Here is a 17082-nt window from a genome sequence, read left to right as displayed (position 1 = left end):
GCCGGAATGTGGCTCGGCGAAGCGTCAGGAGGTGAAGGTCGCCTCGCCGGTGGTCGGCGACAGGCCGCCGGGGGCGGGGGCGGCGACGACCGGCGCGATGCGGCCGGGGCGCACCTGCACCTTCGTCCCCGGCATCGCCATCTGCGTGCCGCCGATCACGATGCGATCGCCGCGCGACAGCCCGCCGCTGACGATCCGCAAGCCGTCGACCACCGGGCCGAGCGTCACCGGCTTGACCACCACCGTGCCGTCGGCGGCGACGGTCAGCAAAGTCTTTCGCGCCTGATCGGTCTGCACCGCCGCGTCCGGCACCAGCAACGCGCGCGTGGTGCCGCCGCTCGCCAGCCGCATGTTGCCGAACAGGCCGGGCGTCAGGAACATGTCCGGGTTGGCCAGCACCGCGCGGCTGCGGATCGTGCCGGAGCGTGGATCGAAGCCGTTGTCGGTGAAGTCGAGCCTGCCGTGCCAGCGATAGTCGCTCTCGTCCTGCAATCGCACGTCGACCGCCGGGGCGGCGCCGGCATGCGCGCGCTTGTTCTTGAGGAACAGCGCCTCCGACCCGTCGAAGGTGAAATAGATCGGGTCGAGCGCGTTGATCGTGGTCAGCAACGTCCCGCTGGTATCGCCGCCCGCGACGAGGTTGCCGGGATCGACGCGGCGGTTGGAGATGCGCCCGCCGATCGGCGCGCGCACCTGCGTGAACTCGACGTCGAGCGCGCGGGCGCGGACGCGCGCCTCCGCCGCGGCGATCGCGGCGGTGGCGGCGCGGACGCGGGCGGCCAGTTGATCCAGTTCGCCCTTCGACACCGCATCCTCCGCCTCCAGCCGGTTGGCGCGGGCGAGATTGGCCTGCGCCAGCGCGAGGTCGCTGCGTGCGCTCGCCAGCCCGGCGCGCGCTTCGGCGAGCGCGGCGGCGAACGGGCGCGGATCGATCGTGAACAGCAATTGCCCCGGCCGTACGATCGCGCCGTCGGTGAAGTGCAGCGCGGTCACCGCACCGGAGACGCGTGGCCGGACCTCGACCGAGCGGCTCGGTTCGAAACGGCCGACGAAATCGTCCCATTGCGCCACGTTGCGCTGGAGCGGCGCGGCGACGGTGACGGTCGGCGCGGGCGGGGCGGAGGCGATCGCCGGCTGGCCGCGATCGACTGCGACGCCGGCAGCGACCGCCAGCAATGCCGGGACGCCGATCCACATCGCGCGGCGGAGCAGACGATGCCGCGCTGCCGGCGGGTCGAGCGGCGTCGCAGCGGCGGTGTCGACGGGTGCGTGTACGGTCATCGACGCGCTCCCATCGTCTTGCGGCGGGCGACGCCGATACTGTCGGTCATCAGTTCGTATTGCGCGGGCGAAAATCCGGCATCGAGGAAGCGGGCCAGTTCGGTACTGGGTATGGTGTAGCCGTAATGCCAGGCGAACACCGCGATCCGGCGCAGTGCCTCCAGTCGCTCGTCCGCGAGCATCGGATTGTGCGGCTGCCTGAACAGCGCGCCGAGCGCGCTGGCCATGCGGCCGGGGCGGCGCAGCGAGGACAAGGCATCCTTGCGAGCCAGCGCGACGACCGACCATTCCAGACCGGTGAGCCGTGCGGCGGGTTCGCCGTCGTCCACGGATAGGGCGGCGGGCGCGGGGGCGGTGGCGGTGGCGGGGCGGTCGAGGATGCGGTCGGCGTCGAGCATCAGATAGGCCATGCGAAATCCCTGAAAATGGGCGTGCGTCACCACCGCCCGGCATCGCAGAGGATGACGGGGCGCACCGTTCGGGAACGGCGGTGGGCGCACGGAACCGGCGGGCGCTGACGGCCCGTTGCGGCAGGTGCAGATGAAAAATGGGTGCGCGACCGTCAGGTCGCGTCGGGTCGTCCGGTCAGTCCAGGATCCATGTCGGCTCCTTCGATCGTGAACCGCCGGCGTGGCGCTTCATTCCGTACCGCATGGTATATTAACCGGTGCAGAGAAGATCAACGTCTTTCTGTACCGGCCGGTAATTTATTTCGCGTTCATCGGCTGGGCCACATCATCAGCCCGATATCGACGACGCGGTCGAGGTCGGCGCGGGTCGCGCCCGAGCCGGCCTGCACCGCCATGCCCTGCAGGATCGCGTAGAGATATTGCGCGAGTCCCTCGGGGTCGGCGCCGGGGGCGAGGTCGCCGTCGCGCTGCGCCGTGTGGAAGCGCTCGACCAGCGCCGCATGCGCCGCGCCGCGCCGTTCGATGATATGGCTCTTGATCGACTCGGCCTCGGCACCGCAGCTGGTGGCGCTGATGACGCCCAGGCAGCCCTTAGGATCGGAAGTGCTGGTCTGCGCGGTGACCGCCCCGCGCAGGAGATGCTCAGCGACCGCCCGCGCGCTCGGCTGCTTCAGCGCGTCGCGGGTATAGGCCATCTTCTCCGCGCCGTAGAGGTCGAGCGCGCGGTGGAACAGTTGCTCCTTGTTGCCGAACGCGGCGTACAGGCTGGGTTTGGTGATGCCCATCGCCGCGGTCAGATCCGCCATCGACGCGCCGTCATAGCCCTTCGCCCAGAACACGCCGAGCGCCGCGGCCAGCGCCGTCTCGGGGCAGAAGGCGCGGGGACGACCTCGCGTCGCAGCGGCAGGGGCGGATTGCATAACGGTCGGTATGTAATGGTCCACGCCCCACACGTCGAGGGCCGTCATCCGCCAAGTCGTTCGATTACATCGACTTCTACGGAATGGTCACCCGAGTGTCGGCCGCGAGGGCATAGCTGAACCGCGTCAGTCCGCTGCGTTCACGGCTGATGCACGCGTCGTCGGCCAAGACGCGGCATGGCCCGCCGACCGATCAGCAACCGCGCCAGACGCCCCAACGACCAGGGCCGTCCGTCGAAGACCGAACGCTCGACGTGGCGGCAACGGATCAGGCGCTGGTGGCGGATCATCAGCGGGGGCTTCTGAATGGCCCCGCCAGATCGCTTCGGACAGGACCGAATTGGACCAACATCTTCGTTCAATCTTAAGGGGATAGTGCGATCACACAGCACCGGAGCGCAGACTCCCTGTTGCGTACTGGAGAGTGTGCCGGCGCTCCGTCCGTTTCCCCCACCTGACACCACGGACGGAGCGCCATTCGCAAAAGCCGGCACCTCCCGCCATCGCCGGGCGCCGCAACCAACGACAGTCACGTTCGCAAGAGGTCGGAATGCAAGATCCCATGTCGCCTGCCGAACGCAAGATGCTGCACGTTCTCGATCGAAGCTGGCTCATCCCCGGCAGCGTGAAGAATGCGATCAAATACGAATGGGCACGCGGCAAGCCGGGCGTCGCGCTCGCGATGCTCGCACTGTGGCAGCTCGCGTTCTACGGCGCGACGACGGTGCTGCTCCTCACTTTCATGGGACATTGAGCCCTGTTCCGCGGGCACGTCGTCCAAGGGTGCGGATCGGCAGGCACGGTCCCGGTGTTCATCCATGGGCTGGCGCGGGCCGCCCAAGGCGGATAGGCGCGGACGATGGGTGAGATCGAAAGGCTGGTCCCGTCAGGGGTCATCGAACAATGGGTGTTTCACCTGAGGCGGCAGCGTTCGCGCGCGCAGGATGCATTGTGGTTGCTCGATCAGGGCTTCACGATCCACGACGGCCGCGATGGTGCCCCGACCGCCGATGCGAGCGATCGCTGGCGGCGTGAGCAGGCAACGGTGATCGACGAGGTGAACCACCTGCTCGAGCTATACGATCGCATCAACCTGCGATCGTCGGAGTTCGTCGCGGCCGAGCGCAAGACGGGCCGCCGGTCGACCGATCCGCAGGATTGAGGCGCGGGCAGGGGCCCTGAAGACCATATCCCTGCCGGACAGACCGCTTCATACGCAAAGAGCCCCGGACGCGAGGTCCGAGGCTCCCTGAGGCAACATCCTGTAAACGTATCAGAAGTGGCCAATGATCCCGAGCGAGGGACGAACCGTCTCGAAATTGCCGGTCGTGGCGACTTCCGCCCGGAAGCGCACGCCCTCCTTCTTCACCAGACCGTCCAGCCCGATCGCCTTCGGCCCGAACTCGCCGCCGACGCCGTAGGAAATGCGGCCGAAGTCGGGGCTGTTGTTGCCGTAGCGGTCGAAGTTCACCCAGCGGTAGCCGACCTTGCCGTAGACCAGGCCGGTTTCACCGGCACGCACGCCGGCGCGGCCGTGGACGCCATATTCCCAGTCGATATCGCCGCTGAAGCCCTTGGCGGCATTGCCTTCGACGCCGACGAAGAAGGAACCGAGCGGCACGTTGACGCCGGCGACGCCCTCGACCAGCCCGCCCTTCAGGCGATCCCCCGGCGCCGAGAACGGAATGCCATGGCCCGGGTTGCTCTCGAACCCTTCGTACACGCCGGTCACGCCGACATAGGGATCGATCCCGAAAGCGCGCGAACCGTCGGACGTGGTGTCCTGCGCGGAGGCTGCGGCGGGGATCAGGAACGCGGCACTGGCCGCTGCGAGAAGCAGCTTCTTCATATCAATCACCTTGTAAGCGGCAGGCGAAACACAGCCTGTCAGGTGATAGAACCGCCGTGATCTGATGCGTATCCCCCCGCTGCAGACGCTGCGGCAGGCATGTTGCATTGCGGCAACAGCCTCTTGAAAGGCCCTCCTCGGATACTATCCGGGAGGCCCGCACCAGCCCTGAACGGGTTAGGCACGGGCCTGGCCCATCGACTGTTCAGACGCGGGGGTGACGGCGACGCTCGCCGACGCGGTTGAGCGCCCGCAGGTCGCTCATACCGCGTTGGTTCAGCACGACCCCCGCAATCAAGGTCAGGTTCGCGGCAATGAAAGAGCCGATCACGACGTAGCAGGTCATCGATGTTCTCCCTGACGCTGCATAGTAGCGGACAAGGGTAACCAGATCGTAAGCGGCTCGATCGGATCGCTTTTTTATAGCAACGCGGAATAGCCCCTTTCGCTCAGGCGATAAGGATCACCTTGCCGCGCGGATGATCGTTGCGGGCGAAACGGTGCGCGGCGGCGACCTCGTCGAGGCGGAAGCGTCGGGCTATCTCCACGCGCACATCACCCGTGGCGATCAGGTCCAGCACCTTGCCCAGCGCGACGGCGTCGGGCTGCGCATGCCAGCGCGGTACCGTGCGCACGCCCAATTCGGCGGCGCGCGCCTCGTCCGGTTCCAGCGTCGATACCAGCATGCCGCCCGTCTTCAACGTCTCGAACGAACGCGCCTGGGTCTCGCCCCCTTGCGTATCGAACACCAGATCGAGGTCCGTCGCGATGTCCTCGAACCGTTCGGTCTCGTAATCGATCGCCGTGTCGACGCCGAGCGAGCGGATGAAGTCGAGGTCATCCGCCGCCGCGGTAGCGAAGACGATACACTTCTTCCAACGCGCGAACTGCACCGCAAGATGCCCGACGCCGCCCGCCGCACCATGGATCAGGACGCGCTGGCCCGCCTGCAATCTCCCATGGTCGAACAGCCCTTGCCACGCCGTCATCGCGGCGAGCGGCACGGCGCCGGCGACGTCGGTCGAGACGCTATCGGGCACGCGCACCAGTTCCTCGGCTTTGACCAGCACCTGCTCGGCCTGTGCGCCGCGGTCCTGCCCGATGAACGCGCACACGCGGGCACCGATCGACCAACCCGCCATGCCATCGCCCGGCTCGACGATCTCGCCGGCCAGATCCCGGCCGAGAACGATCGGCAATCTGTCGGCACCGACTGGCGGATACTGGCCCTCCGCCGTTTTCCAATCGACCGGATTGACGCTCGCGGCCGCGACGCGAACGAGCGCGGTCATGTCGCGGGGGGAGGGCGCGGCGATACGCTCGACGGCGAGCGTTTCGGGATCGGTGAAACGGTGAACCCGGACGGCTTGGATGGTCACGGTTACTTCCTTCGTCCTCGGAACGACCGGGGGGTGGGTCGTTGCCACGTTCCTGCTGAACCCGATCCCGCCGCTCGCGTTCCCGTAGAAAAGCGCAGGTGACGGATTGCCGCTGTGGCGCCGCGGACAGGCAGGGATTTGTTCGAAACCGTACCGAAACGTTGCGCCGCGTCCCGGTGTTTAGTCCGTCGAACAGCGCGAGCGACCGTTGGCATCACCGACATCGCCGCTCGGCGCCGCACACATTCTTGCAACTCGAAAGGACGGTCATGAAGCTTGAGGGCGGTTCGTGACCGGCGTGAACCTGCCGGTCGACGGCAGGCTGACCGCGTCCAACGGCCTACCGCCCTTCAGTGGAACCGTACCCCCCGAATATCCACCGATCGAGGGCGAGCCCCGCGCTATCGCCCGAAGACCGATCCCACGCGTTCAACGACCGGCCGCGGCTCGCGGCTTTCAGGAGCACCAGCATGACCAAGGCATTGGGATACGAGAAACCGAGGAACGAGGCCGCCCGCTTCGGCCACTTCGTGCCGCTGGTCGGCCTCCAGCATGAGATCGTGGCCTGATGCGCGCCGCTCCTGTCCCGCCGGCCGAGCTGCCCGCGGATCTCCGCCCGCTCCACGACGAGATGGACGGCTATATCGCCGAACATCTGAAGGGCTTCGTGTCGCATCGTGCCGATGGCGCGCTGGTCGGCCCGTTCGCCCCGATGCTCCGCTTCCCCGCCTTCGGACGGGCGGCCTGGACCTACACCAAGGCGCTCATCGACAATACGAAATTGCCGAAGCCCGCGCATGAGGTGGCGATCCTGGCGACCGGCGCCGTCTTCAACTCGCGTTACGAATTGTACGCGCACGAGCGGGTCGCGGACGGCGTCGGTCTGTCGGCGGAGAAGATCGCGACGATCGCCGCGGGTCAACGTCCCGCCGACCTGACCGAGGAGGAACAGGCCGCCTATGACGTCGCGGTGACGCTGGCCGGCGGGCGGCAGCTTCCGCAATCCACCTACGATCGTGCGGTCAAGGCATTCGGTCAGGAGCAAACGGCGGAGCTGATCTATCTGGTCGGCGGCTATTGCCTCGTGTCGCTGCTGCTCAACGCCTACGACATATCCGTGCCCGGCCGTGAGGAGGGGCTGCCCGACGACGAGAAGCACGCCGCCGGGTAAAGGCTGCTCGGATGGGCGAGTGGGAAGCCGCTGGCGCGTACAAGCGCTATCCCGAACGATACGCCGCGCTGGACCTGCGGCGGCTGAGCACGCCCGGCAATCCGCCGACGTTGATCCTGGCGGGCAAGAACGATCCACTGCTGCCGGCAGCCAGCGTCGAGGACTTCGCGCGCCGGTCGACGGCGGCGGGCAACGCCGTCGATCTGGTCATGCTTCCCTATTCGGGGCACAATTTCAACACGACCTTCAACAGCATCACCAACCAGCTGTCGATCGCGACGATCACGCGATTCATGAACCGCTATTCCCGGGTCCCGAAATCTGTTGCGAGAAGGTCGATCCGCCCACCGAATGGCGTCGGAGGGCGTCAGTGTTCGGTCAGCGCGACGACCTCGAACTCATAGCGTTGCCAGCCATGTCGCCGCGCGGCCTGTTCGGTCAGCACCTCCTTGGCCGCGGCGTCCTTCGCGGACGAAGCGTGGCCCCAGAACACCTCGGTCTTGCCGTCGTGCAGATGCGCGACGATGCGCCAATAGTGCGTGAAGCGCGCGGCGGTGGGGCCGATCGTCTTCACATAGCCGTCGGCCATCGTCGCGGTCAGGTAGCGCTTCTTCCTCGCCATCGCCGCGCGATAGCGCAATCGCCCCAGCGTGTCGCGGACTGGCCCGTCGCGGCGCCAGATGTCGCTGCATGCGGGTATCAGCCACAGGCAAACCTTGGTCGAACGACCGGGCACGCGATCGCCTAGCCGCCGAGCGCGCGGTGAAGCTCGATGCGCGCGAGCGCCGCGGCGACGCGCTGACGAACCACCGCGCGTTCCGCTGACAGCAGCGCCTGCCTTGCCTCGAGCACCGGCTCCGCGCCGATATCGCCGCGGGCATGGCGTGCCTCGATCATCGCGAGCGTTCGCCGCCGCGACGCGAGGTCGCGGTCGGACAGATCGCAGCGTTCGGCCGCGGCGCGCGTCGCCGACAGGGCGTCATCGACTTCGCGCCACGCGGCGACGACGGTCTGTCGATAGGCGAGCGCGGCGCTACGCGCTTCGGAGCGGCGGAGGTCGAGCTGACGCTGCAACCGGCCACCGGAGAAGATCGGCAGCGACAGGCCCGGCCCGATGCTGGTGCTGCGCGCGTCCCAGCCGAAATCGGCGAGGTTGAGCACGTCGATGTCGAACAGCCCGGTCAGGCTGATCTTCGGATAGAAATCCGCCTGCGCGACGCCGATCCGCGCGGTGGCGGTGTGGAGCCGCGCTTCGGCCTCGACGATGTCGGGGCGCATCCGCGCGACCTCCGACGGCACGCGCACCGCCGCCGACGGCAGCGGCCGCGGGGGTCGCAGCATCGCGCGGTCGACCGGCGCGGTGTCCGGCGTCGCGCCGACCAGGATCGCCAGCGCGCGCGCGGTCGTTGCCGCCTGACGATCGCGTTCGACGATCTCGCCGCGCAGGCTGCGCAACGCCTCCTCGGAAGCGGCGAGGTCGACCTCCGCGGCGAGACCGCGCGTCAGCAGCGCGCGGGCGATCCCGACCTTACGCTCGGCGATGGCGGCGGCGTTCTGTGCGAGGCGCTGCTCGTCCCACAGGCCGCGCAACTGGACATAGGTGCGCGCCACCTCCGCCGCGACCGACAGGCGCACGCCGCGCGCGGCGGCTTCGCTCGCAGCGACCGCGGCCTGCGCCGCCTCCGCCTGACGGCGATGGCCGCCCCACAGGTCGAGCTCCCAGCTCGCGCCGACGCCGACGCTGTACAGATCGAAATCGACGCCCTTCGGCGGGGCGGACGTGGGAGTGATCCCCAGCAGCGTCCGCGTGACCGCGGCGACCCCCGCGGTGCCGAGCCGCTCGCGGCTATAGCCTGCTTGCCCCTCGACCTGCGGTGCGCCGGTTGCACGCGCCTGGCCCCGCTCGATCCGTGCCGCGGTGATCCGTTCGATCGCCGATGCGATGTCGAGATTGCCGGCGCCGGCGCGCGCCTCCAGCGTGTCGAGCATCGGATCGTCGAAGCTGCGCCACCAGCGCGCATCGCCGGCGGTCGGCGACGCGGCGGGACCCGCCGCCTGCCAGACCGGCGGCAGGATCGGTGCTGGCGGCGCGAAATCCGGCCCGACGGTGCAGCCCGCCAGCGCGACGGCGAGGATCAGCGGCCACTTGCGGTCAACCATGTCTATCGTCCTGCGTGGTGGGGGGCGAGGGAGAAGCGAACGCCAGCGCGTAGAGCGCCGGCAGCGCGACGAGGGTCAGGATCGTCGCGCCGATCAGCCCGCCGATCATGACGATCGCCATCGGTCCCCAGAAGATGTTGAAGCACAGCGGAATGAACGCGAGCACCGCCGCCAGCGCGGTCAGCACCACCGGGCGCGAGCGGCCGATCGTCGCGGCGACGATCGCCGCGTGCAGATCCATGCCCCCGGCCTGGTTGTGCGTCACCTGATCGACCAGGATGATCGAGTTGCGCATGATCATGCCCGCGAGCGCGATCAGCCCGAGCAGCGCGACGAAGCCGAACGGCGCCCCGGTCAGCAGCAGCGCCGCCACCGCGCCGATCACCCCGAGCGGCGCGGTGGCGAGCACCAGCACCGTCCGCCCGATGCTCTGCAACTGGATCATCAGCAGCAGCAGCATCAAGGCGAAGGTGATCGGCAGCAGCCGGTAGATCGCGTCGTTCGCCTTGGCGGACAATTCGCCGTCGCCGCCCTCCTCGATGCCGTAACCGGCGGGCAGCGATCGCGCGATGGCGGCGATGCGGCCGGCGGCGGCGGCGGCGATTTCGGACGCCTGGACGTCGCCGGTCATGTCCGCCTGCACCGTCATGCAGAGCATGCCGTCGCGTTTCCAGATGATCGGCTGTTCGCTGGTAACGCCGATCCGCGCGACCTGGCCGAGCGGGACCGGGCCGCCGGGCGTGCTCACCGCCAGATCGGCGAGCCGCCCCGGATCGTTGCGTTCCGCCGCGCTGCCGCGCACGACGACGCCGATCCGCTTGGTCCCGCGCAGCACCTCGCCCGCCGGCTGGCCCGCCATCATCGTCGCGACCTCGCCCGCCAGCCGCGCCCGGTCGAGCCCCAGCCGCGCCACCCGCTCGCCGTCGAGATCGAGCCGCATCGCGACCGACGGCGTCCCCCAGTCCGCCTGGACCGCGGTCGTGCCCGGCGTCGCGCGCAGCACCGCCTCGATCCGCGTCGCGATGCTCCGCAGCATCTCGGGATCGGCGCCGGTCACGCGATATTGCACGGGGAAACCCGCGCTCGGCCCCAGCGAGAGGCGACGGATGTGCAGCTTGGCTTCGGGCGCGGCATGGTTCGCCGCCAGCCGCGCGATGACGCGTTCGCGCGCCCGCAGATCGGTCGCGACGAGGACCATCGTCGCGGTCGCCGGATCGGGCAGGGCGGGGCCGTAGGGCAGATAGAAGCGCGGCGCGCCCTCGCCGACGTAGCTGTCGACCTGCGCGACGTCGCGATCGCCAACCACGCCCGCCTCGATCCGCTTCACCGCCGCCGCGGTGGCGGCGAGCGACGCGCCGGGCCGCAGGCTGACGTCGACGATGATCTCGGGACGGTCGGAAACCGGAAAGAACTGCTGCCGGACCAACGTCGCACCCGCGAGGCTCACCGCGAGCAGCGCCGCGGTCGCCGCGACCACCGTCTTGCGACGGCCCATGCACGCCTCGACCACGAGGCGCAGCCGCCGATACAGCGGCGTATCGTAAAGCGTCGCGGCATCGTGATGCGCGCGCGCCTCGGGGAGCAGCCGCACGCCCAGATAGGGCGTGAACACGACCGCGACGACCCAGCTCACCAGCAATGCCGACCCGGTCACCCAGAAGATGCCGCCGGCATATTCGCTGGTCGTCGATTGCGCGAAGCCGACCGGCAGGAAACCGACGATCGTCAGCAGCGTGCCCGTCAGCATCGGGAAGGCGGTATGCGTCCACGCATAAGCGGCGGCATCGGCGCGCGTCGCGCCCTGGTCGAGCTGGACGACCATTGCCTCGACGCTGATGATCGCATCGTCGACGAGCAGGCCGAGCGACAGGATCAGCGCGCCGAGCGATATCCGCTCGAGCCCGATCCCGCTCACCCCCATGAACAGCGCGACGATCGCCAGCGTCAACGGCACCGACAGCGCGACCACCACGCCGGTCCGCCACCCCAGGGTCACGAACGCGACCAGCAGCACCACGGACAGCGCGCAGAAGAACTTGATGAGGAACGCATCGACCGCTTCGCGGATGTTGCGGCTCTGGTCCTGGACCTGTGTCATCCGGACCCCGGCGGGCAGCGTCCGCCCGACATCCGCGGCGGCCTGCGCCAGCCGCTTGCCGAAGCCGAGCCCGTCCGCGCCCGGCGCCATGGCGATCGCCAATACCACCGCAGGTTTCGCGCCATGGCGGACCAGTCCGTCGGGCGGATCGGCATAGCCGTTGCTGACCATGCCGAGGTCGCCGATCGTCACGGTCCCGTTCGCCGCGGCGACCGCGGTGGTTCCGACCGTATCGACGCCATCGACCGCACCGCCGATCCGCACCGGCACGCGCATCGACCGTTCCGCGACGCCGGACGGCGCGACGCTGCTGCGCCTGGCCAGCGCTTGCACGACCGCATCCGGCGACAGCCCCATCGCGGCAAGCCGGCGGCCGTCGAGATCGACGAACAGCCTGCGCGGGATCTCGCCGACGATCCGGGCCTTGCCCGCGCCCGGCACGCGCAGCATCGCGTCGCGCGCCTGTTCGGCAAGCGTCACGAGCCGTGCATTGTCCGCCCCGGTCAGCGTGAAGACATAGCCATAGACATCGGCGTAATCGTCGTCGGCGGCGACGGACGCCCCCGCGGGCAGATCGGGCTCGATATCCTTCAGCCGCTTGCGCACCTGTTGCCAGATCGCCGGCACGCTTTTGCCGGGGGCGCCGTCCTTCAGCGAGACGCGGATGACGCAGCGGGCATCGACGCAATAGGTCTGCAGGAAATCGAGCTGTTCGGTCGCGCGCAGCCGCCGCTCGATGGGATCGGCGACCTGCGCCTGCATCTGAGCGGGCGTCGCCCCGGGCCATGCGGCGGCGACGATCATCTCCTTCAGCGTGAAACCCGGGTCCTCGTCGCGGCCGAGCGCGAAGAATTGGGCGGTGCCGGCGGCGAACAGCATCGCGATCAGGAAGCCGACGAGGGCGGGGTGACGGATCGCCCAGCGCGACAGGTTGAAACGGTCCATCGCTCAATTGCCGCCCGGAACGACGCCGGTCAGGAGGACGTGCTGCCCCTCCGACAGCGTATCGCCGCCGCTCGCGACGATCCGCTCGCCGTCGCGCAGCCCGGAGACGATCGCGTCGTCGCCGCGCAGGTCGACGAGGCGTACCGGCGTCCGGTGAACGCGGTCCCCGGCCGTCGACAGCGACCATACGTGCGGCCGGCCGCCAAGCGCGCCCAGCGCCGTCATCGGCACGCGCACCGTCGCGTCCGTATCGGGCGTCCGCAGCGTCACGGTCGCCGAGCTGTTGAAGGGGATGGCCGCAACGTCGCGGAGCAACGTGAACCGCGCGGTCCGTAACCGCAGCGTGCCGTCCGCCGCCGGTCCGACCAGCCGCAGCCGCGCCTCCGCGATCGTGTCGGGCGCGGACCAGAAGCTCGCTTCCGCCATCGTGCCCGCGGTCAGATGCGCGCGCTCGGGCAGGCGAACCTCGATCTCGGGACCCCCCGCCGCGACCCGGACGACGACGCTGCCGGCATCGACGACGCTGCCGGGCTCCGCCGCACGTTCGGTCACCACCCCGTCCTCGGGCGCGACGAGTATCGCGTCGGAAAGCGTCGCCCGGCTGCGCGCCAGCGCCGCCCGCGCGGCGTCGCGCTTTGCGGCCGCGGCGCTGGCGACCAGCGCGCGGTCGCGCACCTCGGCGGCCGACAAGGCGCCGATCCCGTCCAGCCCGGAAGCGCGCTGTGCCGCGTCGCCGGCCCGCATCGCCTCCGCGGTGGCCGCCGACAGCTCGGCGCGCGCCTGTCCGCTGTCCGCGATCGCAGCGGTGTGCGACAGGCGGGCGAGCACCTGCCCGGCGCGGACATGATCGCCGACCTGCACCGTCAGCGCGAGCAGCCGGCCCCCCGTCTTGAATCCAAGCGCGAGGTCGCGACGCGGGCGCAGGATGCCGTCGAACGCCGAACTCCGTCCGCCGGCGTGATGGATCGTGACGACATCGACCAAAGTGGCGTCGGACAAGGGCGTGGCGACCGGCGCGGGGAAACAGCCGGCGCAGGCCAGGGTAAGACCGGCGGCCAGCAGCCCGGCGGGTAGAGTGAATATCTTCGGCATCGACGCGTCCCGTTGGTGAACGCCGCCGCCCTGCCGATCCGGGCTCTTCCCGGCCTGCCGATCCTCGAAACCGACCAGTCATTTTCGAAAGCGACTGGCGGAGGCGCGGTGCCGCCGCCCGCCGCCGGCGAGTCTCGATCCCGCGCCTAAGCGGGATCGACATTCATCGTCGTAGCGTAAGTCCTCCCCCGCCAGGGGGAGGTGGCGCGGCGAAGCCGTGACGGAGGGGGAGGTAAGCGATGTCTTGTGTTGCGTGTTCTCCCCCTCCGTCATGCCTGCGGCATGCCACAGTGCCGGGTCGGTCATGCCCCCGGCACGACCTTGAACGGACCGGGGGCCGTTCAACCCGACACTCCCTGGCGGGGGAGAAATCCTGGCCAAAAACCCCGAATGTCGATCGCTTTTACGACTCCAGATGCCGCCGTCGAAACGCGCTCGGCGTTTCGCCCAGCCGGTCCTTGAACACGCGGTTGAACATCACGAGGCTGCCGAACCCCGCATCCATCGCGATCGTCAGGATCGGGACGTCCGCCTGCGCCGGGTCGGCCAGCGCGCTGCGGACTTCGGCGATCCGGTGCGCGTTGAGGTAATCGCTGACGTTGCGATAGCCAAGGCCGCCGTTGATGTGCCGCCGCACGCGATATTCCGGTGTTGCCACGCGCGCGGCGATCATCCCGATCGTCAGGTCGGGATCGCGATAGGCGCGCTCCTCCGTCATCATCCGCGCAAGGCTCCGTTCGAGCGACGGGTCGAGGGGGTCCGGAACGGGTGCGCGGGCCGGCGCCGCGTCGCCCGTCGGGATGCCGCTTGCCGGCTGCGGGAAGATCTCGGGATGCCGCAATCCGAACAGCAGCGCGGTGATCGCGAGCGCGCCCGTGAACAGCCCCGCGGCAGCCGCGATGCGCGAAAGCGCGAACGCGCCGGTCGCGCGGCCGACGATCTCGCTGCCCAGCAGCCACAGGATGATGAGCCCGATCGAGACGACGAAGATCGTCCGCGCCTGCCTCCGCGCCTCGACCAGATCGCCCGGCTGATTCCGCCATGCCAGCCATTGCGCATGGATCGCGAACGCCATTCCGCCCAGATAGACCGCGACGTCCAACCCCGCGACCGGCGCCACCCATCCGCGGCCCTGCAGGCTGGCGTAGAGCGTGCAGCACAGGAACGCCGCCGACAGGCCGAGATCAACCCGCGTCGGCCGGAACGCATCGTCGAACCACGCGCGCGCGAACAGCCAGAACAACGGGATCGCAGCACTCGCGCTCAGGTCGAGCAGCGGATCGAACGCGGTCGGCGCATGCGGCAGGCCGGCGAGTGTCCCGATCACCGTGCACGACGTCAGCGCCAACCCGAACCGGCTCGGCAGCGATGCCGGCGCCCGCGCGAACACCACCGCCGCCAGCACCAGCAACCCGATCGCACCGCCGCGAAACAGAAGGTCGAGATCTGCGATCACACGCGTTGCGAGGCCATGCTGGACATAGGTCGCCGAAACCATGGCGCGGCGGGTCTGTCCAGCATCACCCGTCGCATCATTCGGACGGTGCCGCGCAAGACGGCGACTTTTGATTACGGGGTCGCCGATCAATGGCCTGGGGTAAGCCACCCCTCGTCGCTGAGCCAATCGGCCAGGCGATCGGGCCAATGCTGTATCGAGACACGGTCGTTGTGCACGGCGACGTTGAAACCATGATCCGTGCTGGCGAACATGTGGAGTTCGGCAGGCACGCCGGCCTCGCGAAGCTGCGTGTAGAGCGTAAGCGCTGGAGTCGCGCAGCAGCGATCGAGCGAGCCGGCAGCGATGAAGGCGGAAGGCGCGCCTGCGACCGACCGCGCCGGTATGCCGAGTGGTCCGGGATAGACGAGTATCTGGAAATCGGGCCGGGCACTTTGGCGATCGACGGCATCCGCCGCTGCCGGAGCGTCGGGCTGGGGATTGTCCGCAAGCAGCGAAACGAGTTCCCCGCCGGCGGAAAAGCCCATGATGCCGACCCGGTGCGGGTCGACGCCATATTCCTTGGCGTGCGCGCGGACCCAGCGGATCGCGCGCCTGGCATCCGCGACCGCATCGCCCTCGATCGTGTAGGAAGAGCCGGCTTCGCGGGCGAGCCGGTATTTGAGGACGAAGGTCGTGATGCCGTAGCGGTTCAGCGCGTGGGCCGGCGCCATGCCCTCGTTCTGGAAGACCAGCATGCGATGGCCGCCGCCGGGCACGATGATGATCGCGGCACCGTTGGCGCGCCGGGCGTCGGGGCGGGAGACGGTCACCGACGGCCGATGGACGTTGTGGACGTAGACTCCGGCTTCCAGTTGCTCGGCTTCTCCTGCGCGCCGCTCCGAACCCGGCGGCGCCTTCGACCATATCGGGATGGCGGCGGTATCGGCGGCGACTGCCGGGCACGCCAGCGTGAGCAGGAGCGCAAGAAGATGGCGCGCGCGTAGCACTGGCATGATCCCTTCGTGACCCCGACCCGGCACTTGGCCGACACTGAGGGCAGGGCACGAAAGTAGCTATTGCGACCTTAGTCGCGAATGAAACCGTGACCCGGCAATCGCATGGTCGGCACCGGTCACCCGACTTGCGGCCTGGTTCGGGCCAGCGGCCATGGTAGGGAGCGGCGACGGATCGGGAGGATAGAGTGACGAAGCACAGGCTGGTGGCCGGGATCGCGACGATGCTGACGATGGCGATGGCCCCCGTCGGCTCCGCAGCGGCGCAGCGGGTGGAGCGCGTCGCGGAGATGCCCGCCCACCTGTCGATCCTACCGGTACGGGTCCATGGACGCGTCGAGCGGAAGGGCGATGCACTCGTTCGGCAGTGGCCGGGCAGCTATGTCGAGACCGCGTTCGACGGGGCGAGCGCGCTTTTCACGATCGGGGCGGGTGAGGTCGGGCTGCACGTCATCGTCGACGGGCGTGAGATCGACACGCTCGTCAGGCCCGCACCGGGCGTCTACCGCATCGACGGACTGCCCGGCGGCCGGCATGACCTGCGTATCGAAATCGCCTCCGAAAGCCAGGCGGGGCCGACGCGGCTGGGACCGTTCTACGCCGCGCAGCGCGCCGTGATGCCACCGCCACCGGCCCGCGCCCGCCAGATCGAATTCGTCGGCGACTCGCACACGGTCGGCTATGGGGTGACGTCCGCCAAGCGCGAATGCACGCAGGACGAGGTGTGGAGGACAACCGACACGTCGCGGGGCTTCGGCGCGCTCCTGGCGCATCGCTACGGCGCGGATTACGAGATCAACGCGATCTCGGGACGAGGCATCGTCCGCAATTACAACGGCTTCGCGGCGGACACGCTGCCGGACGCCTATCCCTATACGGTGTTCGACCGGCAATCCCGCGCCATCGACCCCGATTGGCACCCGCAGGTGATCGTCGTCGCGCTGGGGACCAACGACTTCACCACCCCGCTTCACGCCGGCGAGACATGGGCCACCCGCGATGCGCTCCATGCGGATTACGAAGCGCGATATGTGCGCTTCGTGCAGTCGCTGCGCGCGCGCGATCCGAAGGCGTTGATCGTGCTGTGGGCGACCGATTTGGCCGACGGCGAGATCGCAGCGGAGGTCACGAAGGTCGTCGCCAAATTGCGCGCGTCCGGGGAGCGGCGGCTGGCCTATGTCCCGGTGAACGGTCTGGCGTTCACGGCCTGTAACGCGCACCCGTCGCTAGCGGACCAGAAGGTGATCGCCGACCGCATCGCCGGGGCGATCGATACGCAGGCCGATGCGTGGAAAAGGTGACGGACTGAAACGCGGCAACCTCATC

18 protein-coding genes are annotated in these 17082 nt (G+C 69.1%); 6 read left to right on the top strand and 12 right to left on the bottom strand.

The features are described from left to right. Positions 1-24: 24 nt before the first annotated feature. The 3 genes from ACLBWH_RS00955 to ACLBWH_RS00945 all read right to left on the bottom strand — a co-directional run bounded on the left by ACLBWH_RS00955 (position 25) and on the right by ACLBWH_RS00945 (position 2659). The gene (locus ACLBWH_RS00955; RefSeq protein ID WP_447796108.1) at positions 25-1281 is read right to left on the bottom strand and encodes an efflux RND transporter periplasmic adaptor subunit; all 1257 of its coding nucleotides are present in this window, start codon (positions 1279-1281) and stop codon (positions 25-27) included. Continuing rightward, positions 1278-1691 (bottom strand): hypothetical protein, encoded by a 414-nt coding sequence (locus ACLBWH_RS00950; RefSeq protein WP_447796106.1) that lies wholly within the window; start codon positions 1689-1691, stop codon positions 1278-1280. The genes ACLBWH_RS00955 and ACLBWH_RS00950 overlap by 4 nt, the downstream gene beginning before the upstream one ends. Positions 1692-1999: 308 nt before the next feature. Next, a complete protein-coding gene (locus ACLBWH_RS00945; RefSeq protein ID WP_447796104.1) occupies positions 2000-2659 on the bottom strand; it encodes a TetR/AcrR family transcriptional regulator in 660 nt (219 codons plus the stop codon). A gap of 129 nt (positions 2660-2788) precedes the next feature. Here ACLBWH_RS00945 and ACLBWH_RS00940 point away from each other — a divergent pair, with 129 nt between their 5' ends. From ACLBWH_RS00940 to ACLBWH_RS00930, 3 genes are all read left to right on the top strand, one after another. Further along, positions 2789-2917: a hypothetical protein gene (locus ACLBWH_RS00940; RefSeq protein WP_447796102.1), complete on the top strand. Its 129-nt coding sequence runs from the start codon at positions 2789-2791 to the stop codon at positions 2915-2917. Between the two features lie 244 nt (positions 2918-3161). After that, on the top strand, positions 3162-3365 hold the full coding sequence (locus tag ACLBWH_RS00935) for a hypothetical protein (RefSeq protein ID WP_322849223.1): 204 nt from the start codon (positions 3162-3164) through the stop codon (positions 3363-3365). A gap of 105 nt (positions 3366-3470) precedes the next feature. After that, the gene (locus ACLBWH_RS00930) at positions 3471-3773 is read left to right on the top strand and encodes a hypothetical protein (protein ID WP_447796100.1); all 303 of its coding nucleotides are present in this window, start codon (positions 3471-3473) and stop codon (positions 3771-3773) included. A 111-nt stretch (positions 3774-3884) separates the two neighbouring features. On the opposite strand, the gene ACLBWH_RS00925 is transcribed toward ACLBWH_RS00930, so the two are convergent. From ACLBWH_RS00925 to ACLBWH_RS00915, 3 genes are all read right to left on the bottom strand, one after another. After that, the gene (locus ACLBWH_RS00925) at positions 3885-4460 is read right to left on the bottom strand and encodes an opacity protein (protein WP_322849225.1); all 576 of its coding nucleotides are present in this window, start codon (positions 4458-4460) and stop codon (positions 3885-3887) included. A gap of 205 nt (positions 4461-4665) precedes the next feature. After that, positions 4666-4806, bottom strand: coding sequence for a hypothetical protein (locus ACLBWH_RS00920; protein WP_322849226.1), 141 nt, complete (start codon positions 4804-4806; stop codon positions 4666-4668). 103 nt (positions 4807-4909) lie between these two features. Continuing rightward, a complete protein-coding gene (locus tag ACLBWH_RS00915; protein WP_322849227.1) occupies positions 4910-5839 on the bottom strand; it encodes an NADP-dependent oxidoreductase in 930 nt (309 codons plus the stop codon). A gap of 568 nt (positions 5840-6407) precedes the next feature. On the opposite strand from ACLBWH_RS00915, the gene ACLBWH_RS00910 reads away from it, so the two are divergent. Continuing rightward, positions 6408-7010, top strand: coding sequence for a carboxymuconolactone decarboxylase family protein (locus ACLBWH_RS00910; protein WP_447796097.1), 603 nt, complete (start codon positions 6408-6410; stop codon positions 7008-7010). Positions 7011-7021: 11 nt separating this feature from the next. After that, the gene (locus ACLBWH_RS00905) at positions 7022-7414 is read left to right on the top strand and encodes an alpha/beta hydrolase (protein WP_447796096.1); all 393 of its coding nucleotides are present in this window, start codon (positions 7022-7024) and stop codon (positions 7412-7414) included. On the opposite strand, the gene ACLBWH_RS00900 is transcribed toward ACLBWH_RS00905, so the two are convergent. The 6 genes from ACLBWH_RS00900 to ACLBWH_RS00875 form a co-directional block, all read right to left on the bottom strand. After that, complete coding sequence (locus ACLBWH_RS00900) at positions 7378-7632, bottom strand: hypothetical protein (protein WP_447796686.1); 255 nt, start codon at positions 7630-7632, stop codon at positions 7378-7380. The two genes, ACLBWH_RS00905 and ACLBWH_RS00900, sit on opposite strands and share 37 nt — an antisense overlap. Before the next feature lie 122 nt (positions 7633-7754). Next, the gene (locus ACLBWH_RS00895; protein ID WP_447796094.1) at positions 7755-9170 is read right to left on the bottom strand and encodes an efflux transporter outer membrane subunit; all 1416 of its coding nucleotides are present in this window, start codon (positions 9168-9170) and stop codon (positions 7755-7757) included. Further along, positions 9163-12213: an efflux RND transporter permease subunit gene (locus ACLBWH_RS00890; protein WP_447796092.1), complete on the bottom strand. Its 3051-nt coding sequence runs from the start codon at positions 12211-12213 to the stop codon at positions 9163-9165. The genes ACLBWH_RS00895 and ACLBWH_RS00890 overlap by 8 nt, the downstream gene beginning before the upstream one ends. Positions 12214-12216: 3 nt before the next feature. After that, on the bottom strand, positions 12217-13305 hold the full coding sequence (locus ACLBWH_RS00885; RefSeq protein ID WP_447796090.1) for an efflux RND transporter periplasmic adaptor subunit: 1089 nt from the start codon (positions 13303-13305) through the stop codon (positions 12217-12219). Positions 13306-13708: 403 nt separating this feature from the next. Next, a complete protein-coding gene (locus ACLBWH_RS00880; protein ID WP_447796088.1) occupies positions 13709-14761 on the bottom strand; it encodes a helix-turn-helix domain-containing protein in 1053 nt (350 codons plus the stop codon). Positions 14762-14889: 128 nt separating this feature from the next. Then, positions 14890-15756 carry an alpha/beta hydrolase gene (locus ACLBWH_RS00875; protein WP_447796086.1) on the bottom strand — a complete coding sequence of 289 codons (867 nt, stop codon included), beginning with the start codon at positions 15754-15756 and terminating at the stop codon, positions 14890-14892. 188 nt (positions 15757-15944) lie between these two features. Between ACLBWH_RS00875 and ACLBWH_RS00870 the strand changes: the two genes are divergently transcribed. Further along, positions 15945-17057, top strand: coding sequence for a GDSL-type esterase/lipase family protein (locus tag ACLBWH_RS00870; protein WP_447796085.1), 1113 nt, complete (start codon positions 15945-15947; stop codon positions 17055-17057). Positions 17058-17082: the final 25 nt, after the last annotated feature.

The sequence above is a fragment of the Sphingomonas sp. M6A6_1c genome, from assembly GCF_053345135.1.
The sequence above is the reverse complement of the archived record's forward strand: the minus strand, read 5'-3'. Positions and strand labels throughout refer to the sequence as shown.